This window comes from Microbacterium sp. ARD32, assembly GCF_031844385.1.
Taxonomy (GTDB): domain Bacteria; phylum Actinomycetota; class Actinomycetes; order Actinomycetales; family Microbacteriaceae; genus Microbacterium.
Genome location: NZ_JAUZVD010000001.1, coordinates 400,007 through 424,673, shown reverse-complemented (window position 1 = coordinate 424,673; position 24,667 = coordinate 400,007). Strand labels below are relative to the sequence as shown.

Below are 24,667 nucleotides of genomic sequence, written 5' to 3'. Positions count from 1 at the left end.
CACGCGGTAGCATAGGCGGACACATGTGCGGTCCCGTTCCCCAGAGAGGCCTGTGATGTTCGATGCGTCGCCTCTGCGCACCGCCGTGGTCATCGAGGACGACCCGGACGTGCGCCATCTGCTGGCGCAGACCCTGGAATCGGCGGGATTCGCCGTCATCACCGTGGACAACGGCATCGACGGCGTGGACGCCGTGATCGCTCATCATCCGGTGGTCACCACGCTGGATGTGAACATGCCGGGGATCGACGGCTTCGAGACCGCACGGCGCATCCGAGCCGCCAGCGACACCTACATCGTCATGCTCACCGCACTCGATGAAGAGGCCGACATCGTGCTGGGGCTCGGCGCCGGCGCCGACGAGTACCTGAGCAAGCCGTTCCGTCCTCGTGAGCTGCGCGCCCGCATCGACGCGCTGCTGCGCCGACCGCGAGTGCTGGTGCCGGCCACGGTGTCGGCTGCGATGCCGGTCGTCGACGAGCGGATGTCCGCCACCGTGAGCACCGGCGGGGTGGCGGTGCAGCAGCGGAGCGCTGCGACCCAGACGACGGATGCCGCGTGGGCGGCGCACCGCGACCTGCGGCTGAACTCCGAGACCCGGATCGTGCTGATGAGCGGCACGGAGGTCGAGCTGACGCGCACCGAGTTCGACCTGCTGGAAGCGCTGATGGAATCGCGGCGTCGGGTGCGCAGCAAGGCCGACCTGGCGCTGCTGGTGCACGGCGACTCGTATGCGGTCAGCGACCGGGTGACCGATGCCGACAAACGCGCCATCGAGGCGCACATGACGAACCTGCGCAGAAAGCTCGGCGACCGCGCGATGCGGCCGAACTACATCGAGACGGTGCGCGGCGTCGGCTACCGCCTCACCGCCGACGACGCGGGATGAGGGCGATCGGGCCCCCCAGTGGCCCGACCGCGGACGAGTAACTTCCCAGTTGCCCGTTGTCAGGACGTCTCCCCAGAGCGTCGTCCTGACCCAGGTCTTCGCACAGGCCCTCCCCGTGGTCGATGCGTTGACCTGTGGACCTCTTCATCCTCATCGTGCGAGTTCCGATTCGGGTTCGTCCCCCGCACATAAGTAGTCTGCTACATCGACGTTCGGATATCCAGATGTAGACCTTTGTCTAACCGCAAGATCTGCTGAAGAATCCGTCAAGCACGCTGAGGCGCCCCGGGAAACCCCGCGCCGGTCACTTCGCGGCCGGGAACATCCCGGTGCAGGAGTCGTCGATCTTCACCGGCGTCTGCGTGACGGTGGGCGAATAGCGCACGGAGAGCGGCTGGGTGGCATCCTTCGGCACGGTCGAGGTGAACGACACCGTGCGCGACTCCCCCATCGGAACGGTCGTGAACAGGCTCTTCGTCTGCCGGCCGTTGTACACGCCGTCGCGGTCGCGCCCCTTCTCGCCCTTGGCGGGCTCGGTGGCGACGAGCTCGCCCCCGGGAAGGGCCATCGAGATCACGTCGAAGGCCATGGTGGTGCGCGCGATGCCCAGGCGGTCGTACCGCCAGTTGAGCGTCCAGCCGTTGAGGTTCGCGCTCGGCACGGCGTTGTTGAGCGTGACGCTCGTCGTGACGGTGCGCTTCTCGGCCGAGCAGGTGACCGCCATCGACGTCGTCAGGAAGTACTCCAGCTTGGAGTACGCGGCGTCGTTGAGGTAGATGCCCAGCTGCGTGGTCTTCTCGTTCGTCGACGCGATCGTGCCGTCCAAGCCCAGGTCGGCCGCCATCTTCTGCTCGTTCTCGTCCTTGAACCACAGGTAGATGCGCTGCTCCTCGGCGCTCTTCTGCAGCTGCTCGAACATCTTCACCGGGTCCCAGCCGCCACCCATGATGTGCTTGAACACGGCCGAGGAGACCTTCGCGAAGTACGCGTCCGAGGCATCCCCGTCCAGACCGAACCGCTGATACGTGTCGAACAGCAGCAGCGAGACCGCGTTCTCGGCGGTCACCGGCTCCTTCTCGCCGTCCACGGTGACGGGCCCCGCCACCTCGAGCATGTACGACAGCACCACCGGGTCGAGCGAGATGACGCCGTCCAGCTGCTGCCCGCTCACCCGGTTCCACAGCCCGTCGAACAGCTTCACCGTGTCGGGGAAGTGCGGCAGGCGCGTGAAGTTCTGGGAGTGCTTGGTGGTGTCGGGCTCGAAGAGCGCCCGGGTCTCGGCCGGCTCGATAGAGGCGGGCGATCCCAGCTTCAGGCCGGCGTAGATGTAGCGCTCCACGTCGCGGTCCTCGCGCATGGTGACGCGGCCGTCGGCGATGGTGAGGATGGCTCCGGTGCCCGGGTTGCCGCCGGTGGCGCGGCTCTCGGCGTTGTTCTGGAACAGCAGCGCATAGGTGCGCTCACCGCCGTCGCCGAGCACCTTCAGGATGTCGGGAAGGTACTTCTCGATGGCCTGGATGGCCGGAGTCGCCTGGTCGACGATGTCGACCAGCTGGCCGATGTTCTCGTCGACGAAGGGCAGGATCGCCGTGCGGTCGATCCTGTCGACGTGCACCTGCGCCTCGTCGAACGCCGCCTTGATCTGCGGAAGCTTGGGCCCGATGTCGCGGAACGGCTGCAGGTTGATGCCGCCGCCCTCCACCTTGAGCTTCTTCACGTCGAGCGTGGCCAGCAGATCGAGCGCGATCGGCATCGCGTCGCGCACCAGCACATGCGTGGCCTTGGTGGTCTCGCTCACGGCCGCCACGTTCTGCCCGACGAACGGCACGCCCGCGGCGAACTGCCACAGCGGATTGCTGACCGTCTCGTCGGCAGCTGTCGTCAGCGCGAGCACGTCGGATGCCGTCTTCTTCACCCCTTCGGTGTCGCCGGCCTTCACCAGCGGAACCACCTGCGTGATCTTCCCCTTGGCCGCCTGCAGGTCATCGCGCACCTGCATCGCCTGGAGCAGGAAGACGAGCCCCACGCCGGCGAGCAGGATCAGCACGACCAGGATCGAGAGGACGACCCACGGCCAGCGACGCCTCTTCTTCTTCGGCGCGTCTCCGTCCACGTCATCTCCATCCCCGCCGTCGCCGCCGTCATCGCCGCCTGAGCCGCGGCCGTGCAGCCTGTCGTAGTCCTGCTGAAGCCGCGTCATCGCATCCACGTCGTCCTCGCCCGAGCCGATCGGCACGGTCGGGGCCGCCGCCGTCGGCGCATCCGGGATCGGGACGGCCGGCGTGGTCGGCGCATCATCGGCATCCGGCGATCCCGGCTTCTCGGCGAAAGCGCCGGTCGCCCTCTCGCGCTCGCGCGCGAGACGCGCCTCCCGGCGGCTGAGGGGTTGGTTCGGCGTGCTGATGATGGCTCCTTAGGTCACCGAGATCATACCGAGTGGCGTGCTGTGCAACCCCTGGCGGCTCACCACCGGCGGTGCCGCAGCTCCCACTCGGCGCGCGCGATCACCTTCTGATCGCGGGCGTGCACCATCGCCCGGATGCTGAACGCGATCAGCAGTCCGATCCAGCCGCCGGCGCTGTTGGCGATCACGTCCTCGATGGTGGCGAAGCGTTCGGCCAGCATCAGTGACTGCGTCATCTCGATCACGCCCGAGAAGGCGGGGAGCAGCAGCAGACCGAGCCACGCGATGCGCTGCGGCAGCGCGAGCCCCACCAGAAAGCCGAGAGGAACGAACATGGCGATGTTCGCGGTGAACTCCAGCTTGGAGTAGCCGAACCACTCGGGCACGCCGTTGCGGTGCAGCACACCCAGCACCTTGTCGATCGAGCTCTCGTACCCGCGATCGAGTGGCGTCGGCGACATCGTCATCACCAATACGACCGCCACGTAGACCAGCAGCAGTGCGATGGCGATGCTCGCACGCAGGCGGCTCTTCGCCGGGGGCACGGCAGGCCGTTCAGGCGCGGCGCTCAGCATCCGCGTGATCTCATCCGTCACGAATCCGGTGTCCCTTCGACGGGTTCAATCGTATCCGCAGCGGCCCAGGGTCGCGGCGGGGAGACGTTCTCCGCCGTCGCATGAATCCAGGACGGCTGCGGGTTCAGCCGAGCGCTGCGCGGAGCGGGTAGTCCTGCCCGTCCAGGATGACCTGCGCGGCCACACCGGTCGCGGGGTTGGCGACGATCGGCGCCAGAAGGTTGACGTGCACGCCGTCGGGTGTGCGGCTGGCGACCACCAGCACGAGCACGTCGTCAGCACCGCTCATGCCGAGCTCGGCAACCTGCTGATCCGTCAGCACGGGCTCATAGCCCTCGACCACGGTGTGCGGGTCCACGACGAACAGTCGCAGCGCTTCATCCGCCACAGCATCGAGACGGAAGAGACCGTCCGCGCCGTCGACCGGATCGAGCACGAACTCGGTATGCGGTGTGAACCCCGGTGGGGGCGTGATGAAGCTCAGGACCGCGCTCACCGCAGGAACTCCATCAGGGTCGGCTGCAGCACGCGGCCGGTGACGGCCAGAGCGGTTCGATACACGAGCTCCTGCGCCTGCAGGCGCACCAGCACTTCGACGGAGTCGACGTCTTCAACGGCAGCGCGTCTCGCTTCGAGTGACACAGCGTCCTGCACCGTCGCCTCCTGAGCTCGCTCGATCTGGGTCTGCCTGGCACCGACCGTGCCCTGCGCACTGAGCATAGCGTTGCGTCGCTCGTCGATCTGCTCCACGCGGGACCCGACGTTCACGCCGGAGCGGAGGTCGGCCACGATGTCGTCGATCAGAGCGAACACGGATTCCGCTCCGACGCCGAACACCGCGGCGCCGTCGCTGTCGACCCGGATCGATCCGGCATCCGAGATCTGGCGCACGACCTCAGACCCCGGGATGCCGCTGTGGGTGCCGTCCTCGGCGAAGGCCGGCTTGTCGGAGGTTCCGGCGAAGACCGAGCGTCCAACGATGGTCGTGTTGGCCGTGGACAGCATCTCCGCACGGATGCTCTCCAGCTCGACGGCGATGGCCTCCTTGGCGGTCGCATCCATGGCGCCGTCGTTCGCGCCCTGCAGCGTGAGGGTGCGCACGCGGCCGAGCAGAGTCGTGCCGGCCGTGATCGCGGAGTCCGCGGCGGTCAGCCAGGCCAGGCCGTCGCCGATGTTGCGGGCGTACTGCTCGTTGCGCTGCTGCTCGCCGTGCAGCCGCAGCGCGGTCGTCGCCGCGGCCGGATCGTCGGACAGCGCCAGGAACGCCCGCTGCGAGGTGGCCTGCTCCTGCAGCCGCGACAGCTGCGACAGATTCGTCTGCAGCTGCCGCATCGCGGAAGATGCCATCGATGAGGTGGTGACACGAGAGATCATGTGCGGCTCCTATCGACCCACGAGACCGGTGCGGTTGATCAGCACGTCGAGGGATTCGTCGACCGCAGTCAGCACGCGTGCTGCGGCCTGGTACGCGCTCTGGTAGGTGAGCAGGCTGATCGTCTCCTCGTCGCCGTCGACCGCGGCGACGGACCGCTGTGCGGTGACCGCGGTGACTGCTGTGGCGTCCGACAGCTGTGCGCGCTGGATGTCACCGGCGGTGCTGACGGCGAAGACGCCCACGGCTTCGGTCCAGAGCGAGTCCGGCGAGCCGGTTGCGCGCCCGATCTGGGAGATCGCGTTCGCGTTGCCCGCGTCGAGAGGTCCGCCGCCCGCCTTCGCGAGGGCCAGTTCGGATGCATCCTGCACGGCGAGCCCGAGGCCGAGCGCCGCCGGTCCCGTGGTCGAAAGTGTGAAGAAGTCGCCGCCAGGCTGTCCGGATGCCGTTTCACCCAGGCGATGCACCTCATTGACCTGGTCGTGCAGGGCCTTCGCCACGGCGTTGTACGAGTCGGCGATGCCGGCGAGGGTGCCGCCGTCCTCGGCGGGAGCGAGCACGCTGAGCATCCCGCCCAGCTCGCCGCCGTCCACGGCCACCGCGAATCCAGACGGGCCGGACCACGACACCGTCGGCTTCCCGGCCTCGCCCATGGATGCCGGTCCGTCCAGCTGCAGCCCTCGGGCGCTGTCACCGGAGACGAGCGCATTGCCGTCGACACGCACGGTCATCGTCCCGTCAGCTTCGAGCGTGCCGCGTGCGCCGACGAGGCGAGCGGCCGTCTGCACCAGGCTGTCGCGACGGTCGATGATCTCGTTCGCGGACCGGCCGGATGCCAGCGCGTCGCGGATCTCGGCGTTCAGATCGGCGATCTGCGTGGCAGTGGCGTTCACCTGCGCGATCGTGCGCTCTGCGGATGCCCTGGTGTCGCTCCACTGAGTGGCAACCGAGCGGTAGCCGCCGGCGAGCTGGGCGGAGAGCTGCGCGGCGCTCTCCAGCACCACCGCGGCGGCCGCTCCGGAGTCGGGGGCGATCGCCAGGTCCTGCCAGCCGGCCCAGAACTTCGACAGGCGCGACGAGAGTCCGTGCTCGGTGGGCTCGGCCATCGCCGCCTCCGCGGTGGTGGCGGCGAGCGCCCGAGCGGACCAGAAGCCGGCAGAGCTGGACGACTCGCGCACCCGTGCGTCGAGCAGGGCATCACCCAGCCGCGCGATGCCGTCCACGGCCACGCCGTGTCCGGGTGCCGCGCCGACGCTGAATCGCGTGGACAGCGCCGCCGCGGGGATCGCCGAGGTGGTCACGCGCTGCCGGGTGTACCCGTCCGTTCCCTGGTTGGCGATGTTCTGCCCGACGACGTCCATGCCGCGGCGCGCTGCCGCCAGTGCGCTGGCCGCCGTGCCGAGACCGCTGAAAGTGGACATCGTGCCTCACATCTCCGTGTCGACGATGCGCGCGGAATCGCCGCGCGCGCGTTCGCCCTGCGTGGTGTACTCGCCGGTGGTCTCACCGAGGCCGGAGAGCGTCTCCTGCGTCGCCCGCAGCACGGCGCGCAGCCGTTCGGAGTTCCCCTCGCGAAGGCGTGCGACCTCGTCGGTCAGTTTCGTCAGCCCGTGCAGATGCCCGGTGAGGACGTCGCGCCAGGCGGCGGTCGGTGCGACCTCGATCAGATCGCGGATGCCGGCGCCCTCGGGCGCACCCCACTCCGCGGCGATCGCCTCGACCTCGACCAGGCGCGTGATGCCGGCCTCGCGCAGGCCTTCCAGCACCTGCTCGATCTCGCGTGTGGCGAACTGCGTCCAGCGCGAGCGGCCGGCTGCGAGCAGCAGCTCCTGCTCCTCCAGCTTGAACAGCAGCAGCTCCAGCAGTTCGCGTTCACGCCATAGCAGCATGGACAATTCGTTGGCTCCCATTAGGCTTCTCTCCCCAGATGACCACTTCGATCGAACGGTCAGAGACGACTATCGACCGGCTCCACAACATTGTTATCCCAGGGGTATGGGTATTTCTCCCCATACAGCTATCATTCAGGTTGTGGTAGGTGGGGATACTGGCCACGCGGGAAGACCCAACCCAGCTATCCGGAGGATAACGAGAGCTATGCCGACGCGAGACGAGCGCAATCGCCTCATAGTAGAGAACCTGCCTCTGGTCGGCTATCTCGCCTCCGAGACCCATGCACGCGCGACGCACGTGCCCCGCGAAGAGCTGGTCTCGGCCGGCGCCCTGGCACTGGTGACAGCTGCCGATGCCTTCGATCCCGAACTCGGGGTTCCCTTCGGCGCGTACGCCCGCAGACGAATTCTAGGTGCCTTCGCCGATGAGATGCGCTCCATGGACTGGGCCCCGCGCGGCGTGCGCAGCCGCATCAAGGAGACCACGCGCGTTCAGGAGACCCTGTCCACGGCCCTGGGCCGGCAGGCGTCCACCGTGGAGATCGCGGCGACCATGGGAGTGTCTGCGACCGAGGTGTCGGCGGCCCTGGCAGACGCATCCCGCACGGTGACCACGATCGATGAGGCGTGCGAGGCCGATCTGGCCTCTCTCACCCCGCTTCCCGAGGAGTCCGCGATCGTCGCGGAGCGGCGCGAGCTGCTCCAGCACGCCATCCAGGCGCTGCCCGAGCGGATGCGAGCGATCGTGCAGGCCGTGTACATCGAGGAGCGTCCGGTGAAGGAGATCGCCGAGGAGCTCGGCGTCTCGCACTCGGCGGTCTCGCAGCAGCGCGCGGAGGCGATCCGCCTGCTGCGCGATGCGCTCGAGCAGTACTACCGCGACGGACAGGAGGCGTCGGTGACCTCCCGGGTCTCGGCATCCGTGCGGGAGGGCTTCCTCGCCCGGATCGCGGAAGCAGGCGGCAGCCGGGTCGCGCGGGCCCTCTCGCCCGTCGGAGTCGCCGTCACCTGACTCCTTCGCCGCGTCTGCTTACCCCCTGCCTCCGGTTGCCGATAGGTCTCTGCGGAGCCCACGGATGGGCTCCGTAAGAATCCATCACGGAGGAACACATCATGGGTATGCAGATCAACACCAACGTGTCGGCGCTCAACGCCTACCGCAACCTGTCGAGCACGCAGAACGACCTGTCGAAGTCGCTCGAGAAGCTCTCGAGCGGTCTGCGCATCAACCGGGCCGCGGACGACGCGGCCGGCCTGGCGATCTCCGAGGGCCTGCGCTCGCAGGTCAACGGCCTGAACGTCGCGGCACGCAACGCCCAGGACGGCATCTCGGTCATCCAGACCGCAGAAGGCGCCCTGACCGAGGTCCACTCCATCCTGCAGCGCATGCGCGACCTCGCGGTGCAGGCCGGTAACGACTCGAACAACGGTGAGTCGCGTGCGGCGATCACCAAGGAGGCCACGCAGCTCTCCGCCGAGCTGAAGCGCATCGGCGAGTCGACCAACTTCAACGGGATCAAGCTGCTCGACGGCAGCGCCAACCTGAGCTTCCAGGTCGGCGCAGACGGCGACGCCGCGAGCCGCATCGGCGTGAACCTCACCAGCGCGAACGTGAGCGGCATCGCGAACTCGCTGACGGTCGGCGCATCCGGCACGAGCTTCGCGGTGGCCACCCCCACCCTCGTGACGGGTGCGCAGGCGTTCGCCGTCACAAACGCTGACGGCAGCACGAGCAACATCGGCGTCACCCTGGGTGCGGCCGGCGCCTACAACACCGTTCAGGAAGTCGCAGACGCACTCAACAGCAGCGACAGCTTCAGCGCGGTGCTGAGCGCCTCGGTCGACGCGAGCAACCAGCTCGTCGTCACCTCGCTGAACGGAGGATCGGTCGCCGTCACCGCGCCTGGCACCGGCCTGGCTGCCGGCACGGCGGGCGCAGCCGGCGCGCTGGACTTCACCACATCCGGTGGTGCGGCCAACGCGATCACGCTGCTGGACGCGCAGATCGAGGCGGTCTCGTCGTCCCGCGCCGACCTCGGTGCGATCCAGAACCGCTTCGAGTCGACGATCAACTCGCTCAACGTGTCGGCGGAGAACCTGTCGGCTGCAGAGAGCCGCATCCGCGACACCGACATGGCGGCCGAGATGGTCAAGTTCACGGCGAAGAACATCCTGTCGCAGGCCGGCACCGCCATGCTGGCTCAGGCCAACCAGGCCAACCAGGGCGTTCTGCAGCTGCTGCGCTGATCCTGATCACGCATCCGGGTGAGGTCCGAACGGTCCTCACCCGGATGCTTCGCCCCGCTCCGGAAAGGCTCCCATGGGAATCGCACTCGACGGTCTGGTGTCGGGCCTGAACACCACCGAGCTCATCAAGTCCCTGATGGATGTCAACGCCATCCCCCGCAACCTCTTGAAGTCGAAGATGACTGACAAGGGGGTCATCATCTCGAACCTCCAATCGCTGAATTCCTCCCTGCAGGATGTCGGGACGAAGGCAGCGGCAGCGCTCGAGCCCGGAGCCCTGAGCCGGTTCACCACGTCTTCCTCGGCATCCGGAATCACTGTCTCCGCCGGCAAGGACGCCGACCCGGTCAGCGCTGAGATCGTCGTCGACGCCGTCGCGCAGCGGCACTCCGTCGTCAGTGCCGCCTACGCGTCCTGGCCCGATGACCCGCCCACCCTCACTCTGCAGAACTCGGCAGGCGAGCGGATGCAGATCACAGCGACCTCGTCCTCCCCTCAGGACGTCGCGAAGGCGATCAACGCTGCCGGGTTCGGCATCACCGCCCGCGCCGTGTCAGCAGGAGCGGATGCTGCGGGCGATCCCCTCTATCGGCTGCAGCTGACCGCCGCCGAGGCCGGTGCTGAAGGCGCGTTCCGTGTCGACCGCGGCGACATCGCCTCTGTCGATGCGGGCACCTCGATCGACCTCGCGACCGAAGGGGGCGCCGCCACCATCACCACCGGCGCCGACGCGCAGATCCGCCTGTGGGCGGGGACCACCGCCGAGCAGATCATCACCTCGCCGAGCGGGACCTTCACGGACCTGTTCACCGGCGTGGACGTGACGGTGACGGCCAAGCCTGCCGACCCGGTCACGATCGGCGTCGCACGTGATTCCTCTGCACAGGCGAAGGCACACGGCGACCTCATCTCGCAGATCGCCTCGCTGCTCACCCGCATCGACAACGGCTCGACCGCGACCGTGCCGACCGGCGTCGGTGAAACGACCACCCTGGGCGTCTTCACCGGAGACAGCACCGTGCGTGCGCTGCGGCTCGCGCTGTCTGACGCCGTGCAGCACCCGGTCGACGGCATCTCCCCCTCGAGCATCGGCATCTCCGTCGACAGACACGGCGTGCTGTCGTTCGATCAGGCCCGCTACTCCGCCGCTCTGGCCGAGGATCCCGCTCAGGTCGCGCGGGTGTTCGCGGGAGTCGCGGAGAGGGTTCAGAACGTCTCCGAGACCTATTCGGACAAGCACGAAGGACTGCTCACCGCACGCATCACCGGTCAGCAGAAGGAGGTCGACGGTCTCGGCGACCAGATCGAGCGGTGGGACGTGCGCCTCGCGCAGCGGAAGGCCACCCTGGAGCGCACCTACGCGCAGCTCGAAGTGCAGCTCTCCCGGATGCAGTCGCAATCCTCCTATCTCACCTCACAGCTGGCGGCACTGACGCCGTCGCAGAATGGATCAGGCTCATGAGCGCCGCCCTGAAGGCACAGCAGCGCTACCGCGAACTCGCCATCCTCTCGGCGGGACCTGAGCGGCTGCTGACGATGCTGTACGACCGCCTGCTGCTGGACATCGAGCGCGGTGAGGCCGCGCAGCGCCGCGGAGACTGGGACGAGGCGAACGTGCAGCTGCAGCACGCCCAGGCGATCATCGCCGAGCTCCGCTCATCCCTGACCGATGTCTGGGACGGCAGTGCCAGTCTGCACGCGCTATACGTCTTCCTGACCCAGACGCTGATCGGCGCGAACATCGGCCGCGACCCGGAGCGCACCCGATCCTGCGCGGAGCTCGTCGCCCCGCTCTGCGACGCTTGGCATGCGGCAGCGGACTCGCTGCACGCCGAACCCGGCGCGGCGCAGGCATGATGGCGTGGGAGACCCAGCTGGCGCAGCTGCAGTCGCAGTCGTCGTACCTGACCTCGCAGCTGGCTTCGCTGCCCACATCGCAGAAGGACTCGAACTGATGAACGCCGCACTGAGGGCGCAGCAGCGCTACCTCGACGATGCCATCCTGTCGGCCACCCCCGAACGGCTGCTCACGATGCTCTACGACCGGCTGATGCTCGACATCGAGCGCGGCGAGGTCGCCCAGCGCCGCGAGGACTGGAACGAGGCGAACGCACAGCTGCAGCACGCCCAGGCCATCGTCGCCGAGCTGAACGCATCTCTGACCGACGCGTGGGAGAGCAGCGCTCAGCTGCGCGCGGTGTACACGTTCCTCACCCAGACCCTGATCGGCGCGAACATCGGCCGCGACCCGGAGCGCACGCACGCCTGCCTCGAGTTCGTCGCGCCGCTGCGCGACGCCTGGTACTCGGCATCCGAGTCGCTCGTCGCGCGCCGGGCATGACCACCTGGGAGGAGCTGCTCGACCGGTTCGAGCGCGACCTGGACAGCTCGCGGGAGCCCGCATCATGGCATCCGCCCGCCGAGCCGCTGCCCGCGGAACTCGCCGATCGCGCGCGGGAGGTGCTGCGCCGGCAGCAGGAGCACATCGCGGTCGTCCGCGCCGAGCAGGATGCCATCGCGCATCAGCTCGTCGCGCTGCGGCGCGTCCCCGACACCAGCGCCGACGTGCCCGCGTTCCTCGACGTAGCTGGCTGAACGACGTAGCCGGCTGATCGGGCGCCTCGCCTAACGCGCGCGACGCGCGTGCCGATAGAGCACCTCGAGCAGGGAGCGCTCACCGAGACAGGCCACGGATCGGCCTCTATTCCGACGACGGATGGAAGCGGTTCGTGTTCGACTCTGTCACCTTCTCCGCGCTCTCCAGCGCGCTCGATGGCCTTTCGCTGCGCCAGCGTGCCATCGCCGACAACATCGCCAACGTCAACACCCCCGACTATCACGCCAAGCGCGTGCAGTTCGAGCAGGCTCTCGCAGATGCCGTGCAGGCCGGCCGCGGCTCGGCGACCGCCACCGTCGGCGAGTCGCTGGAGCCGACGCGGCTGAACGGCAACAACGTCAACCTCGACACCGAGACGCTCTCCAGCATCGACACGATGCTGCGCTACCAGTTCGCGACCCAGGCGATCAACGGCTCCTTCGCCTCGGTGCGCACGGCCCTGCGGACGACATCATGACCTTCGACGCGATCGGCATCGCGAGCACCGGCCTGACCACGCACCGCAAGTGGCTGGATGCGATCAGCGACAACATCGCCAACATCAACACCGCCGTCACCCCGGCCGCTCCCGCGTTCCAGCAGCGCTACGTGCTCGTGGAGAACAGCGCGTCCTCCCCCGGCGTGTATGTCGCCGGCACCGAGCTGGGCAGCGATGAGGGCCGGCTGGTGCACCAGCCGGATCATCCGCTCGCCGACGCGGACGGCTACGTGCGCTACCCCGACATCGACCTCGGCGACCAGATGAGCCAGCTCATCCTCGCCCAGCGCGGCTATCAGGCCAGCGCCGGCGTGGTCGATCGCGCTCGCAATGCCTACGAGGCGGCGCTGCAGATCGGACGTGGCTGATGGATGCCGTATCCGGGATCGGCGCCCTCTCGTCCGGCCTGCCCGCCTCGCTCATCGGCGGAACCGCCTCGCTCATCGGCGGAACCTCCTCGCTCATCGGCGAAGCCTCCTCGGTGACCGCTGCCTCCGCCGGGAGCGACTCGACGTTCGCCGCGAGCATCACCGGCGCAGTCGATGAGCTGCGCAGCCTGCAGTCCGAGGCCGACACCCTCAAGGTGGCCGCGGTCACCGGCGATCTCGATGACATCCACGCCGCGATGATCGCCTCCACCCGCGCCGCCGTCACGCTGGAGCTGGTCGCCGCGGTGCGCAACAAGGGCGTCGACGCGTTCACCGAGATCATGCGGATGCAGGCCTGATGCCCAAGGCCGTCTCCTCCCTGTTCCAGCGCGCCCGGCAGACCATCGCAGGGTTCACCATCGCGCAGCGCACCATCGCGATCATCGGCATCGCGGTGCTCGCCCTGGGCATCGCGGCGTTCGCCAGCTGGGCCGCGCGCCCGACGATGACTCCGCTGTTCACCGGCCTGAGCGCGTCGGACGCGAATGCGGTCGTCGAGCAGCTGCGCTCGGCATCCGTCTCCTACGAGCTCGCCGACGGCGGTTCGACCGTGCTCGTACCGGAGGCGCAGGTGTACGACCAGCGCCTCGCCGCCGCAGCGGCGGGCCTGCCGAGCGACAGCACCGAGGGGTACTCCCTGCTCGACGACCTGGGCGTGACGACGTCGGAGTTCCAGCAGTCCGTCGCCTACAAGCGCGCGATCGAGGGCGAGCTCGCGGCGACGATCTCCTCTCTGGACGGCGTCTCGGCGGCATCCGTGCGCCTGGCCATCCCCGAAGAGAGCGTGTTCGTCTCGGAGACCGTCGACCCGACCGCCTCGGTGTTCGTCGAGACGGGAAGATCTTCGCTCAACCCGTCGCAGATCGAGGCGATCGTGCACCTGACCTCGGCTGCCGTCAGCGGGCTGAAGACCGAGAACGTCGCCGTCGTGGACCAGAGCGGCCGCACCCTCTCCACTGTCGGAGTCGGCGCCACCGGCGGCGTCGACCGGCAGGCCGGCGACTACGAGGCGCGGGTGGCCGCCAGCGTGCAGCAGCTGCTGGACAAGGTCGTCGGTGCGGGCAACGCCACCGTCACGGTGGTCGCCGACGTCGACCGCTCCGTCAACGAGCGGCTCGACGAGACGTACACGCCGGTCGAGGGCGGGGTGCCGTCTTCGGAGCACACCCGCACCGAGACGAACACCGGCGGCAAGAGCGGCGCCGGCGTGCTCGGACCCGACAACATCGCGGTGCCCTCCGGTGACGGCGACAGCACGTCCGAGGTGACTGATCAGACGCGCAACAACGTCATGAACAAGTCCACGCAGACGACGTCGACCCCGGCCGGCTCGATCACCCGGCAGTCGGTGTCGGTCGCCGTCGACGAGAAGGCGGGTGCCGACATCGGGCCGGGCCAGCTGAAGGATCTCGTCGCGGCCGCTGCGGGCATCGACCGCGAGCGCGGCGACGCTCTGACGGTCGAGATGGTGTCGTTCAGCGAACGCGATGCCGATGCCGCCAAGGCCGCGCTGCAGGCGTCGAAGGATGCCGCGGCGGCCGAGCAGCAGGCCGCGCTGCTCGGGCTTGCGCTGACCGTGGTCGCCATCGCGCTGCCGGTGCTGGCCGTGATCATCTTCCTGATCGTGCGGATGCGGCGGCGCAAGCAGGAGCCCGACGAGTTCGACCTGATGTTCGGCGAGCGCGCCCCGTCGGTGGCCGCCTACGCGGGCGCCCTGCCGCTGGAGCAGCAGCCGACCGTGCCGATGCCGATCAGCGCCCCCGACCCGTCGCCGGTCATGGAGCTGGAGATCGAGCCGGAGGAGCCCGCACAGGTCAGCCTGGAGCGACGTCGCAGCGAGATCGAGGCGATCAGCCGGCGCGACCCGCAGCGCACCGCCGAGCTGCTGCGCACGCTGCTCTCCGACCGGGTGGGGGTGTGACGATGCTCACAGGACGACAGACCGCCGCCGTGGTGCTGATGAACATCGACCGCGCCGCGGCGATCGAGGTGATGAAGCACCTGTCCGAGCCCGAGGCCGAGGCGATCACGGCCGAGATCATCGGCCTGCAGAATCTCGACGTGACGACGACCGCCCGGGCGCTGGGCGATTTCCAGCGGATGGCCGCCGGGCACCTGCCGCCGGCCCGGGGCGGCCGCGACATCGCCACCACCCTGCTGGAGGCGTCGTTCGGCGCCGAGCGCGCGGCGGCGCTGCTTGGTCGAGTGGGCTCCTCGAACTCGGCGTTCGACTTCCTTAACGCCGCCGACCCCGCACAGGTGGCGAGCCTGCTCGACGGCGAGCTGCCGCAGACCGCCGCGCTCGTGCTGGCGCACCTGCCCACCGACCAGGCCGCGGCCGTGCTGGCTGTGCTGCCCGAGGCCACCCGCACCGACGTCGCGCACGCGATCGCGATGATGGGAACGGCCTCGCCGGATGCCATCGCGATCGTCGCGGAGTCGCTCAAGGCCCGCACCGGCGTCCTCGCCGCACGGGACGCGCCGGATCGCATCGGCGGGGTCGCGCCCCTGGTCGAGATCATCAACCGCTCGGACGCGTCGATCGAGAAGGCGCTGCTGGAGAGCATCGAGAGCCGGGACCGGACCCTGGCCGACGACATCCGCTCGCGCATGTTCACCTTCGCCGACATCGTGCGCCTCGACGACCGCGACGCCCAGCGCGTGCTGCGCGGCGTGGACCTGCGCACGCTCGCACTGGCGCTGAAGGGCGCCAACGAGGGCATCGCCGAGATCATCCGCCGCAACGTCTCCGAGCGCAACCGCGAGAACCTCGAGGCCGAGTCGCGCGCGCTGGGTCCGGTGCGCGTCTCCCAGGTGGAGGAGGCCCGCGCCGAGATCGTGCACATGCTGCGCGGCATGGAGGCCGAAGGCGAGATCTCGGTGCAGCGCAGCGAAGAGGACGAATATGTCTACTGACGCGTTCGCCCCGGCGGTGTATCCCCGGCTGCGCGGTGCGGATGCCGTCGCTGCGGATGAGCGCCGTCTCGCGCGTCAGCGCGGCTACGCGGACGGACACGCCGAGGGCTTCCGAGTGGCGATGGCCGAGGCCGCCGAGGCCGCGGCACGCGCGGATGCCGAGCGAGTCGATGCGGATGCCACCGCCCGCCGCGAGGTGGCATCCGCCGTCTCCGCTCTGGATGCGGCCGTCGCCGCGCTGCACGCCCGCGCCGAGGAGCTGACCCGGCTGGACGAGCAGCGGATCTCGGCCCGGGCGATCGAGCTGGCCGAGACGATCCTCGCCGAGGCGCTCGCCGATCGCGACCTGTCCGCGAGCACCGCACTGCGCCGCGCCCTCGCCGCCGGCGGCGCCGATCCCGTCGCCGAGGTGCGGATGAGCGCGGATGACGTGCGCACTCTGCAGCGCAGCGATGCGGCACCCGCGCACGTGCGAGTGGTCGCCGACGAGTCGCTCGTCGCGGGCGATGCCATCGCGGTGCTGCAGCACGGATACGTCGACGCCCGCATCGGGCAGGCGCTGGATCGCGCCCGGCGCGTGCTCGACGAGGTGGCGCCGTGACCGGCTGGGGCGCGGTGCTCGAGGCCGCACGACCGGAGCGTCGTGGCCTGGTCTCCCGGGTGCGCGGGCTGGGGGTCGAGGTGCGCGGGCTGGACGGCGCGGTCGGCGACCTGGTCGAGCTGGGTGAAGGCGTGGAAGCCGAGGTGGTCGCGACCGGCCCGGACGGGCTCAGCTGCATGCCGCTGTCGTCGACCGCCGGCCTGACGATCGGGATGCCGGTGCGCGGCCGCGGCGGGCCGCTGCGTGTTCCCGTCGGCGCCGGCCTGCTGGGTCGGGTGCTGGACGGACTCGGTCGGCCGATCGACGGCAAGGGACCGCTGCAGGCCACCCGCGTGAGCCTGGATCACGAGCCGCCGTCGATCCTGGGCCGCGACCGCATCGACACCCAGCTGCCACTCGGCGTGCGCGTGCTCGACACCATGGTGACCGTGGGGCGCGGGCAGCGCGTGGGCCTGTTCGCCGGCTCCGGCGTGGGCAAGTCTTCCCTGCTGTCGATGGTGGCGCGCGGTACGGAAGCGGATGCCACGGTCATCGCCCTCGTCGGCGAGCGCGGTCGCGAGGTGCGCGAATTCCTCGAAGACGACCTGGGCCCGGAGGGCCTGGCACGCTCCGTCGTGGTCGTGTCGACCTCCGATCAGCCGGCGATGGCCCGCATCCGCGCCGCGTACACCGCGACCCGCATCGCCGAGGCGTTCCGCGACGACGGCGCGCACGCGATCCTCATGATGGACTCGCTGACCCGCGTCGCGATGGCCCAGCGCGAGATCGGCCTGTCGGCCGGTGAGCCGCCGGCCACCCGCGGGTATCCGCCGTCGACGTTCTCGATCCTGGCGGGGCTGCTCGAACGGGCGGGCACCGGAAGCGGCGGGTCGGTCACCGGCATCTACACGGTGCTGGTCGACGGCGACGACCACAACGAGCCGATCGCGGATGCCGTGCGCTCGATCCTCGACGGCCACGTCGTGCTGGACCGGGCACTGGCGCTGATGGGCCACCATCCCGCCGTGGATGTGCTGTCCTCGGTGTCTCGCGTGGCTGGCAAGATCATCACCCCCGAGCATCGCTCCCAGGCCTCTGCGCTGCGCGCGGTGCTCGCCGCCCGCAAGGCGGCAGCCGACCTGATCGACATCGGCGCCTACCAGTCGGGAGCGAACGCGCGCGTGGATGCCGCTCTCGCGAACGAGCAGGCCATCTCGCGCTTCCTCACCCAGCCGCTGGATGAGACCAGTGCCGCAGACGAGTCGTGGCGGCGGCTGGCCGGACTGGTCACCGATCTCGGAGGTGTGTCGTGAGCCGCCTGTTCTCGCTGGCCGGTCTGCTGCGCGTGCGCGCGATCCAGGAGCGCCAGGCCGCTCAGGAGCTGTCGCGCGCGGTGATCGACGCGAACCAGACCCGGGCCAGGGATCGTCATCTGCGTGCAGCACTCGCGGCGACGGAGTCGGATGCCGTGGACGTGCGCACCCTCGCATCACTGGCTGCGGCTCGGGTGGCCAGCCGCAGCATGCTGGTCGATCTGGAGTCGCTGTCGACGCAGCAGCAGGAGGCGGTGGATGCCGCCCAGAGCGCACACGACGACGCGCGCCGCGCGGTGCGGGGCCTGGACCGGCTGGCTGTCGCACACGAGATGCGGCTGCGGGTGGAGGACCTGCGCGTCGAGCAGCATGAGCTCGATGAGATCGCGCTGCGTCGCGGAAGCGGAGGCACCGAATGATGCCGCTCACGCTGGCTCCTGCCGCGGCGCCGGAGACCCGAGCCGCCGCGGGCCAGCGGTCTGGGAGCGCGGACTCCGCGTCGTCGTCCGGATTCGCGGATGCTGTTCGAGAGGCGGCTGCTGCCGCGGCCGTGCCGGTGGACGTGTCGGCCGCCCCTTCGACAGACGGGTACCTGAGCTTGTCGCAGGGCCCCGCCGACGAGCCTCTGACCGACGGGTCCCTGAGCTTGTCGCAGGGCTCCGCCGACGAGCCTCTGGCCGATGGGTCCCCGAGCCTGTCGAAGGGCCCCGCCGGTGCAGACGAGCTTCCGGTCCCGACGGCGTCGCCCGCCTTCGACGGCGCCGTGACCCCGATGACAGTCGCTGCCGCAGGACAGGTGCAGGCGTCCGTGGACGACGCCGGTTCCGAGGGTGTCCCGGCCGTTCGACAAGCTCAGAGACCTGCAGCTGACGCACCCGGCGACACAGCCACGGCCCTTCGACAGGCTCAGGGACCTGCGAGCGAGGGGGCTCCGGGCCTTCGACAGGCTCAGGGACCGGAGAGCGAACCAGCGACGGCCCTTCGACGGGCTCAGGCGCCGGAGGGTGAACCGGCGGCGGGCGTTCGACGGGCTCAGGGATCTGAGAACGCGGGCATCCCGGCCCTTCGACAGGCTCAGGGGCCGGCGCCCGCCGCGGGCGACCTCACAGCGCCCGCTCCGTCTCCCATCGTCCCGACGGCGACGCCGGCGACGTCAGCACCGGCTCCTGCTCCGAGCGCCGCTCCGCGCGCAGCACTGCTCCCCCAGGTGACGCCGCCGATCATCGCGCTGGCCCGCTCAGCCGAGGGTCAGCACAGCATCACGCTGACCGTCTCGCCCGAGAATCTCGGGCCGGTCACCGTGCGGGCGCACATCACCGGTGAGAGCATCCGCCTCGAGCTGCACGCACCCTCGGATGTGGGCCGCGACGCGCTGCGCACGATCCTCACCGATCTGCGCCGCGATCTCGCGGTGGCAGCCCCTGGAGCATCCGTCCACGTCGCCGCGGGCGACTCGTCCTCCGCATCCTCGTCGCAGTCCCACGCCCGTCCCGACGGCCAGACCCGCGCCGACGGTCAAGCCGGCACCGGCGCGGATGGGCAGTCGCAGCGCGATGCGCAGGGCCGCCCTGCATCCGAGCATCCGGGCGCTCGAACGTCCGGCGGGCTGCCGACCGCACCCGCCGGCATCCCCCGCACCGCTTCCCTCCTGACTTCGTCGTCGCCTTCGAGCATCGACGTGTACGCCTGACCGAAAGGAGAACGATGACCTCGATCGACCCCATCGCCGCGACCGGCCTGCAGTCCCGCAGCACCGTGCCGGCGACCGAGCAGAAGAAGACGCTCGACTCGGAGGTGTTCCTCAAGCTCCTGGTGACCCAGCTGTCGAATCAGGACCCGAGCTCTCCGATGAACACCAACGAGATGATCGCGCAGACCACGCAGCTCGCCTCGATGGAGCAGCTCACCCAGCTCACGACGATGACGTCGGAGAGCTTCGCGCTGAGCATGCGTCACACGGCCGCCGTCCTCATGGGCCGCGAGGCGCAGTACACCGACGCCGACGGCGTCGCGCAGACGGGCACCGTCACGGCGGTCTCGTTCGCCGGCCCTGTTCCCCTGGTCACCATCGGCGGGCAGTCCGTACCGCTCGACGCCCTCTCCGGGCTGACCCTCTCCTCCTGATCCTCCCTCCCCCGAAAGGCATCTCATGCTCCGCTCTCTCTTCTCCGGCATCTCCGGACTGCGCACGCACCAGACCATGCTCGACGTGACCGGCAACAACATCGCCAACGTCAACACCGTCGGCTTCAAGTCGTCGGCCGTGCAGTTCCAGGACTCGCTGTCGCAGCTCGTCAAGAACTCCACCATGCCGCAGGCCGATGCGGGCGGCTCGAACCCCGCACAGGTGGGGCTGGGCGTGCAGCTCGCCGGCATCCGCACGAACTTCAGCTCGGGAGCCCCGCAGCCGACCGGCGTGCCGACCGACCTGATGATCGCCGGTGACGGCTTCTTCATGGTGCGCAACGGCGGCGAGACCCTCTACACCCGCAACGGCGGGTTCTCCTTCGATGCGGGAGGGCGCCTCACCACGGTCGACGGCGCGCTCGTGCAGGGCTGGACCGCCCAGGACGGCGTGATCACCGGCGGGCAGGCGATCGGCGACATCACACTGCCGGTCGGCGCCGTCGTGCCCGCCGTCGCCACCACCAGCGCGGATGCGACGGGCAACCTGCCCGCCGAGACCCTCGTCGACGGCCAGCTGGTCCGAGACATCGAGGTGTACGCCGCGGACGGCTCCACCTCGACGCTGCGCCTGACGTTCACGCGCACCGCCGGTGGATGGAACGTGGCCGACCAGGACGGCGCGAGCACCGCGCTGACGTTCACCGACGGCAAGCAGGCCGGCGCCTCGTCGATCACATCCAACGGCATCACCGTCGACCTGTCGGCGCTGACCGGCTTCAGCGATGTGAGCACGCTCGCCCTGACCGGACAGGACGGCCGCCCCGCCGGCACGCTCTCGTCGTACGCCCTCACCGAGGACGGCAGCCTGATGGGCACGTTCAGCAACGGCGAGTCGAAGGTGCTCGCGCGCCTGTCGCTGGCCGCGTTCACCAACCCCGGCGGCCTGGAGAAGGCCGGCTCCTCGCAGTTCCGTCCGACGGCGAACTCCGGTCAGGCCACCGTGGGACAGGCCGGCGCCGACGGACTGGGCGACATCATCAGCGGGGCGCTGGAGATGTCGAACGTCGACCTGTCGCAGGAGTTCACCAACCTGATCGTCGCGCAGCGGGGCTTCCAGGCGAACGCCCGCATCATCACCACGAGCGACGAGGTGCTGCAGGAGCTGACCAACCTGAAGCGCTGATTCACCGTACGGGCACTCGTTCTCGGCGCTGGTGCCGAGAACGAGTGGGCTAACGGGGCGACTCGCTCTGCCGACAGTCAGAGACGACGGACCAGGATGGGCCGTCGCCGCTCCTCTCGCGAGGGGCCGATCTTCCAGGATGGAGCTCATGATCGTCGTCACGCGCCTGAACCTCACACGGTTCGCGGTGAACCCCGACCTGATCGAACGGGTGCAGGCTTCGCCCGACACCACGATCATCATGGTCGACGGCGCGCGCTTCGTCGTTCAGGAGAGCATGGACGAGCTGATCGCGCAGATCACCGATTTCCGTGCGCGCGTGCTCCACTCGGCCCTCCGGATGTCCTCCTCGGCAGCGGACGGAGACAGCTGATGGACATCGCACTCATCCTCGGGCTCGTCCTGGCCTTCGGTGCCCTCCTGGCGATGATCAACATGGAGGGCGCGTCGATCGCGGCCCTGTTGCTGCCGGCGCCCATGGTGCTCGTCTTCGGCGCCACGATCGCCGTCGGCATCGCCAGCGGCACGCTGCGCGACTTCCTCAACGCCGTCGCCGCCCTTCCGCGCGCCTTCCGAGGCCAGGGGGGCTCCACGCAGAGCGTGATCGACACGATCGTCGGCTACGCGGACAAGGCCCGCACCGAGGGCCTGCTGTCTCTGGAGCAGGGCGTCGCCGACGAGAAGGATCCGGTGATGCGGCAGGCGCTGCAGAGCATCGCCGATGGGGTGGATGCCGAGGATCTGCGCATCCTGCTCGAGGATGCCATCGCATCCTCCGCCGCGAGCAGCCGCGCGAGCAGTCGGTTCTACATGACCCTCGGCGGGTTCGCGCCGACCGTGGGGATCATCGGCACCGTCGTGTCGCTCACGCACGTGCTGGAGCGCCTGGACTCCCCCGAGACGCTCGGCCCGATGATCGCCACCGCGTTCGTCGCCACGCTGTGGGGACTGCTGTCGGCGAACTTCATCTGGCTGCCGATCGGCGGGCGCCTGCAGCGCCTGGGCGAGCTGGAGCTGGAGCGCATGACCGTCGTCATGGAGGGCATGCTCGCCGTGCAGTCCGGCGCCACTCCCGCCTTCGTCCAGGAGCGCCTGAGCGCCCTCCTCTCGGATTCCGGATCCGGCAAGGGCGGCAAGTCCGGCAAGTCCGCCAAGACCAAGTCCGGCAAGTCCGCCAAGGATGCCGACGAGATCGCCGCGCCCCCGGGTGGCGGGTCATGAGCGTGCGCCGGCGCCGCCGGATCGAGTCCGAAGGGCACGAGGGTCCGGACGAGCGTTGGATGGCGTCGTACATGGACATGATCACCGTGCTGATGTGCATGTTCATCGTGCTGTTCTCGATGTCGACCATCGACCTGAAGAAGTTCAACGCGCTCAGCGAATCGCTGGCGACCGGGTTCGGCCAGGAGCAGACCGAGAAGGTCGACGTCTCGGCCGGCGTCATCGTGCCCGCACATCTGCTGGACGAGGACGGCGAGGACTCCGCCGACATCGAGGTCAGCGCGGCCCAGAAGGAGCTCGACGATCTCTCCGCGCTGCGCGACCGCATCCGCACGGCTCTCAGCGAGCAGGGCCTCGCCGACACGGCCACTTTCACGATCGATTCGCGCGGGCTGACCATCAGCCTGGTCAGCGCCGAGACGTTCTTCGCGACGAACAGCACCACGCTCTCGGGCATCGCCGTCAATATCCTCAACACCCTGGGCGGTGTGCTCGCCAGCATCCCGAACGAGATCTCCATCGAGGGGCACGCCGATACCCGTCAGTCGGCGGCCCCCTTCGCCACCAACTGGGAGCTGTCCGCCGCCCGCGCCACGCAGGTGCTGCGTCACCTCGTGGAGGTGTGCGGGATCAGCCCCGGCGTGATCAAATCGGTCGGCTACGGCGACGCCCGGCCGGTCGCGAAGGGCACCAGCGCCGAGGCGCTCGCCCAGAACAGGCGCGTCGACGTCGTCGTTCTCTCGGATGCCGATGAGGGGGTGCGCCAGCTGCTGCCTGCCCTGCAGGCGAAGGCACCCTCCCGCTGATCCTGTGAACTGCTTACGCCCGCGGACGATCGCCCGATAGTCCGGTTCGTGGTGATGGACGAGGGCGCGCGCTCAGCCGTGCGCACGGAGACCGAGGTCGTACTCTACGACTTCGGCCGTTCGACGACCCTTTCGCGCGAGCAGGCGCGCATCCTCGAGATGTCGTTCGAGGCGTTCGCCCGGCAGTGGGGCTCGCTGCTGTCGGCGCAGACGCACGGCCGCTCGCAGGTCGACGTCGAGTCGGTGTCGATGCAGACGTACGACGAGTACGCCCGCTCGCTGCCGCCGGCGACGACCCTGGTGGTGTGCGCGCTGCCCGGTTCCGACGCTCGTGCGGTGATCCAGTTCCCCGCCTCGCTGGCGACGGCCTGGGTGGTGCAGATGGTCGGCGGCCGCGCGAGCGAGGATGCCCCGGAGCGCCCGCTGACGCACATCGAGCAGGCCCTCGTCCGCTCGCTGATCGCGGATGCCATCGAGCACCTGGTCCGCTCCTTCGACGGCGTCCTCCCCGACGGCATCACGATCTCCGGCATCCAGCACAGCTCGCAGTTCAGCCAGGTCGCGGCCGCCAACGACCCGGTGATCGTCGCGGTGCTCCCGATCGGCGTCAGCGGCGGCACCGCGAACGCGAGCGTCATGCTGCCGGCATCCGTCGTGCTGCGCTCGCTGGCCGGCGGCGCAGGGAACGCGCCGGAGACCGCACCTGCCGGCATGATCGACCGCCAGGTCGAGCGCACCCCGGTCGAGCTCTCACTGCGGCTCGCACCCCGCTCGATCCGCCCGCATGAGGTGCTGGATCTGTCCGTCGGCGATCTCATCACCTTTCCGCACACCGCCGACCGGCCGCTCGACCTCATGGTCGGCGATCTGCCGGTCGCGACGGCCGCGGTCGGCACGAGCGGCGCACGCCTCGCCTGCGTCGTGACCGCCACGACCCCCGAACCCGCACAGGAGCTCCCGTGACCAGCACCATCGCCTACGAATCCGCGGTCGCCGCCGCTCTCGCCTCGCGTCTGCCCACCGCCACCCCCACGGTCGCGGTCGCGTCGCAGGCGTCTGGCGACACCGGGGATGCCGTGATCGTCGGCTATGTCGGCGAGGCGAGCGCGCAGCTGGCCGTGCAGATCCTCGAGGCCGACGCCCTCATCGACGGCCTGGCGGATGCCCCGCTGGTCGAGCGCCTGCACGGACCGCTCGAAGCGGCCGTCGCCGCACTCGGCGCCGGCCGCCTGGACGACGCGACCGTCGGAGACGCCTCGGCGGTGTTCTCGCACCCCGCCGCGCAGGTGTTCGACCTGCAGGACCAGGACGGACGCGTGATCGGCCGCCTCGCGGTCCGCATCACGCACAGCCCCGTCGCCGCGCCGACCGCCTCGCGCCGGCTGCAGCGCATCGCCGGTGTGGAGATGGATCTGACCGTGGAGATCGGACGCACGCGGATGGCGGTGCGCGACGTGCTCGGGCTGGAGCCGGGCCGCATCGTCGAGCTCGACCGCTCGGCGGGCGCCCCGGCCGACGTGCTGCTGAACGGTCGGGTGATCGCGCACGGCGAGATCGTCGTCGTCGACCAGGACTACGCGGTGCGGATCACCCGGATCCTCGAGAACGCCGAGGTCTGA

29 protein-coding genes are annotated in these 24,667 nt (G+C 69.7%); 23 read left to right on the top strand and 6 right to left on the bottom strand.

Going from position 1 to position 24,667, the window contains the following annotated elements; genetic code table 11:
• The first annotated feature begins 55 nt into the window (after positions 1 to 55).
• Positions 56 to 889, top strand: coding sequence for a response regulator transcription factor (locus tag Q9R19_RS01990; RefSeq protein ID WP_311254671.1), 834 nt, complete (start codon positions 56 to 58; stop codon positions 887 to 889).
• A 304-nt stretch (positions 890 to 1,193) separates the two neighbouring features.
• On the opposite strand, the gene Q9R19_RS01985 is transcribed toward Q9R19_RS01990, so the two are convergent.
• The 6 genes from Q9R19_RS01985 to flgN form a co-directional block, all read right to left on the bottom strand.
• The gene (locus Q9R19_RS01985) at positions 1,194 to 3,089 is read right to left on the bottom strand and encodes a DUF4012 domain-containing protein (RefSeq protein WP_311254670.1); all 1,896 of its coding nucleotides are present in this window, start codon (positions 3,087 to 3,089) and stop codon (positions 1,194 to 1,196) included.
• Positions 3,090 to 3,352: 263 nt separating this feature from the next.
• The gene (locus Q9R19_RS01980; protein WP_311254669.1) at positions 3,353 to 3,889 is read right to left on the bottom strand and encodes a VanZ family protein; all 537 of its coding nucleotides are present in this window, start codon (positions 3,887 to 3,889) and stop codon (positions 3,353 to 3,355) included.
• A 103-nt stretch (positions 3,890 to 3,992) separates the two neighbouring features.
• A complete protein-coding gene (locus tag Q9R19_RS01975) occupies positions 3,993 to 4,364 on the bottom strand; it encodes a flagellar assembly protein FliW (RefSeq protein ID WP_311254668.1) in 372 nt (123 codons plus the stop codon).
• Positions 4,361 to 5,242: a flagellar hook-associated protein FlgL gene (flgL, locus tag Q9R19_RS01970; protein ID WP_311254667.1), complete on the bottom strand. Its 882-nt coding sequence runs from the start codon at positions 5,240 to 5,242 to the stop codon at positions 4,361 to 4,363. The genes Q9R19_RS01975 and flgL overlap by 4 nt, the downstream gene beginning before the upstream one ends.
• A gap of 9 nt (positions 5,243 to 5,251) precedes the next feature.
• On the bottom strand, positions 5,252 to 6,661 hold the full coding sequence (gene flgK, locus Q9R19_RS01965; protein WP_311254666.1) for a flagellar hook-associated protein FlgK: 1,410 nt from the start codon (positions 6,659 to 6,661) through the stop codon (positions 5,252 to 5,254).
• A gap of 6 nt (positions 6,662 to 6,667) precedes the next feature.
• Positions 6,668 to 7,150 carry a flagellar export chaperone FlgN gene (gene flgN, locus Q9R19_RS01960; RefSeq protein WP_311254665.1) on the bottom strand — a complete coding sequence of 161 codons (483 nt, stop codon included), beginning with the start codon at positions 7,148 to 7,150 and terminating at the stop codon, positions 6,668 to 6,670.
• Between the two features lie 187 nt (positions 7,151 to 7,337).
• Between flgN and Q9R19_RS01955 the strand changes: the two genes are divergently transcribed.
• From Q9R19_RS01955 to fliN, 22 genes are all read left to right on the top strand, one after another.
• Positions 7,338 to 8,144 carry a sigma-70 family RNA polymerase sigma factor gene (locus tag Q9R19_RS01955; RefSeq protein ID WP_311254664.1) on the top strand — a complete coding sequence of 269 codons (807 nt, stop codon included), beginning with the start codon at positions 7,338 to 7,340 and terminating at the stop codon, positions 8,142 to 8,144.
• Positions 8,145 to 8,245: 101 nt separating this feature from the next.
• A complete protein-coding gene (locus Q9R19_RS01950; protein WP_311254663.1) occupies positions 8,246 to 9,379 on the top strand; it encodes a flagellin in 1,134 nt (377 codons plus the stop codon).
• 73 nt (positions 9,380 to 9,452) lie between these two features.
• A complete protein-coding gene (gene fliD, locus Q9R19_RS01945; RefSeq protein ID WP_311254662.1) occupies positions 9,453 to 10,841 on the top strand; it encodes a flagellar filament capping protein FliD in 1,389 nt (462 codons plus the stop codon).
• Entirely contained in the window at positions 10,838 to 11,236 is a 399-nt protein-coding gene (gene fliS, locus Q9R19_RS01940; RefSeq protein ID WP_311254661.1) for a flagellar export chaperone FliS, read from the top strand. The genes fliD and fliS (Q9R19_RS01940) overlap by 4 nt, the downstream gene beginning before the upstream one ends.
• A 97-nt stretch (positions 11,237 to 11,333) precedes the next feature.
• On the top strand, positions 11,334 to 11,720 hold the full coding sequence (gene fliS / locus Q9R19_RS01935) for a flagellar export chaperone FliS (protein ID WP_311254660.1): 387 nt from the start codon (positions 11,334 to 11,336) through the stop codon (positions 11,718 to 11,720).
• Positions 11,717 to 11,974 (top strand): hypothetical protein, encoded by a 258-nt coding sequence (locus Q9R19_RS01930; RefSeq protein ID WP_311254659.1) that lies wholly within the window; start codon positions 11,717 to 11,719, stop codon positions 11,972 to 11,974. The genes fliS (Q9R19_RS01935) and Q9R19_RS01930 overlap by 4 nt, the downstream gene beginning before the upstream one ends.
• Positions 11,975 to 12,108: 134 nt before the next feature.
• The gene (locus Q9R19_RS01925) at positions 12,109 to 12,453 is read left to right on the top strand and encodes a flagellar basal body protein (protein WP_311254658.1); all 345 of its coding nucleotides are present in this window, start codon (positions 12,109 to 12,111) and stop codon (positions 12,451 to 12,453) included.
• Positions 12,450 to 12,842, top strand: coding sequence for a flagellar basal body rod C-terminal domain-containing protein (locus Q9R19_RS01920; protein WP_311254657.1), 393 nt, complete (start codon positions 12,450 to 12,452; stop codon positions 12,840 to 12,842). The genes Q9R19_RS01925 and Q9R19_RS01920 overlap by 4 nt, the downstream gene beginning before the upstream one ends.
• Positions 12,842 to 13,201 (top strand): flagellar hook-basal body complex protein FliE, encoded by a 360-nt coding sequence (gene fliE, locus Q9R19_RS01915; RefSeq protein WP_311254656.1) that lies wholly within the window; start codon positions 12,842 to 12,844, stop codon positions 13,199 to 13,201. The genes Q9R19_RS01920 and fliE overlap by 1 nt, the downstream gene beginning before the upstream one ends.
• Entirely contained in the window at positions 13,201 to 14,823 is a 1,623-nt protein-coding gene (fliF, locus tag Q9R19_RS01910) for a flagellar basal-body MS-ring/collar protein FliF (RefSeq protein WP_311254655.1), read from the top strand. The genes fliE and fliF overlap by 1 nt, the downstream gene beginning before the upstream one ends.
• Positions 14,820 to 15,818, top strand: coding sequence for a flagellar motor switch protein FliG (fliG, locus tag Q9R19_RS01905; RefSeq protein WP_311254654.1), 999 nt, complete (start codon positions 14,820 to 14,822; stop codon positions 15,816 to 15,818). The genes fliF and fliG overlap by 4 nt, the downstream gene beginning before the upstream one ends.
• Positions 15,808 to 16,419: a FliH/SctL family protein gene (locus tag Q9R19_RS01900; protein WP_311254653.1), complete on the top strand. Its 612-nt coding sequence runs from the start codon at positions 15,808 to 15,810 to the stop codon at positions 16,417 to 16,419. Before fliG ends, Q9R19_RS01900 begins: the two co-directional genes overlap by 11 nt.
• Positions 16,416 to 17,711 (top strand): FliI/YscN family ATPase, encoded by a 1,296-nt coding sequence (locus tag Q9R19_RS01895; RefSeq protein ID WP_311254652.1) that lies wholly within the window; start codon positions 16,416 to 16,418, stop codon positions 17,709 to 17,711. The genes Q9R19_RS01900 and Q9R19_RS01895 overlap by 4 nt, the downstream gene beginning before the upstream one ends.
• Complete coding sequence (locus Q9R19_RS01890) at positions 17,708 to 18,130, top strand: hypothetical protein (protein WP_311254651.1); 423 nt, start codon at positions 17,708 to 17,710, stop codon at positions 18,128 to 18,130. Before Q9R19_RS01895 ends, Q9R19_RS01890 begins: the two co-directional genes overlap by 4 nt.
• A 788-nt stretch (positions 18,131 to 18,918) precedes the next feature.
• A complete protein-coding gene (locus tag Q9R19_RS01885; RefSeq protein WP_311254650.1) occupies positions 18,919 to 19,401 on the top strand; it encodes a flagellar hook-length control protein FliK in 483 nt (160 codons plus the stop codon).
• A 14-nt stretch (positions 19,402 to 19,415) separates the two neighbouring features.
• Positions 19,416 to 19,835 carry a flagellar hook capping FlgD N-terminal domain-containing protein gene (locus Q9R19_RS01880; protein ID WP_311254649.1) on the top strand — a complete coding sequence of 140 codons (420 nt, stop codon included), beginning with the start codon at positions 19,416 to 19,418 and terminating at the stop codon, positions 19,833 to 19,835.
• Positions 19,836 to 19,860: 25 nt separating this feature from the next.
• Complete coding sequence (locus Q9R19_RS01875) at positions 19,861 to 21,021, top strand: flagellar hook protein FlgE (protein WP_311254648.1); 1,161 nt, start codon at positions 19,861 to 19,863, stop codon at positions 21,019 to 21,021.
• A gap of 148 nt (positions 21,022 to 21,169) precedes the next feature.
• Positions 21,170 to 21,394, top strand: coding sequence for a flagellar FlbD family protein (locus Q9R19_RS01870; RefSeq protein ID WP_311254647.1), 225 nt, complete (start codon positions 21,170 to 21,172; stop codon positions 21,392 to 21,394).
• Positions 21,394 to 22,242, top strand: coding sequence for a MotA/TolQ/ExbB proton channel family protein (locus Q9R19_RS01865; RefSeq protein WP_311254646.1), 849 nt, complete (start codon positions 21,394 to 21,396; stop codon positions 22,240 to 22,242). Before Q9R19_RS01870 ends, Q9R19_RS01865 begins: the two co-directional genes overlap by 1 nt.
• Entirely contained in the window at positions 22,239 to 23,048 is an 810-nt protein-coding gene (locus tag Q9R19_RS01860) for a flagellar motor protein MotB (RefSeq protein ID WP_311254645.1), read from the top strand. Before Q9R19_RS01865 ends, Q9R19_RS01860 begins: the two co-directional genes overlap by 4 nt.
• A gap of 54 nt (positions 23,049 to 23,102) precedes the next feature.
• On the top strand, positions 23,103 to 24,011 hold the full coding sequence (locus Q9R19_RS01855; protein ID WP_311255845.1) for a FliM/FliN family flagellar motor switch protein: 909 nt from the start codon (positions 23,103 to 23,105) through the stop codon (positions 24,009 to 24,011).
• Positions 24,008 to 24,667, top strand: a complete 660-nt coding sequence (fliN, locus tag Q9R19_RS01850) for a flagellar motor switch protein FliN (RefSeq protein ID WP_311254644.1) — start codon at positions 24,008 to 24,010, stop codon at positions 24,665 to 24,667. Before Q9R19_RS01855 ends, fliN begins: the two co-directional genes overlap by 4 nt.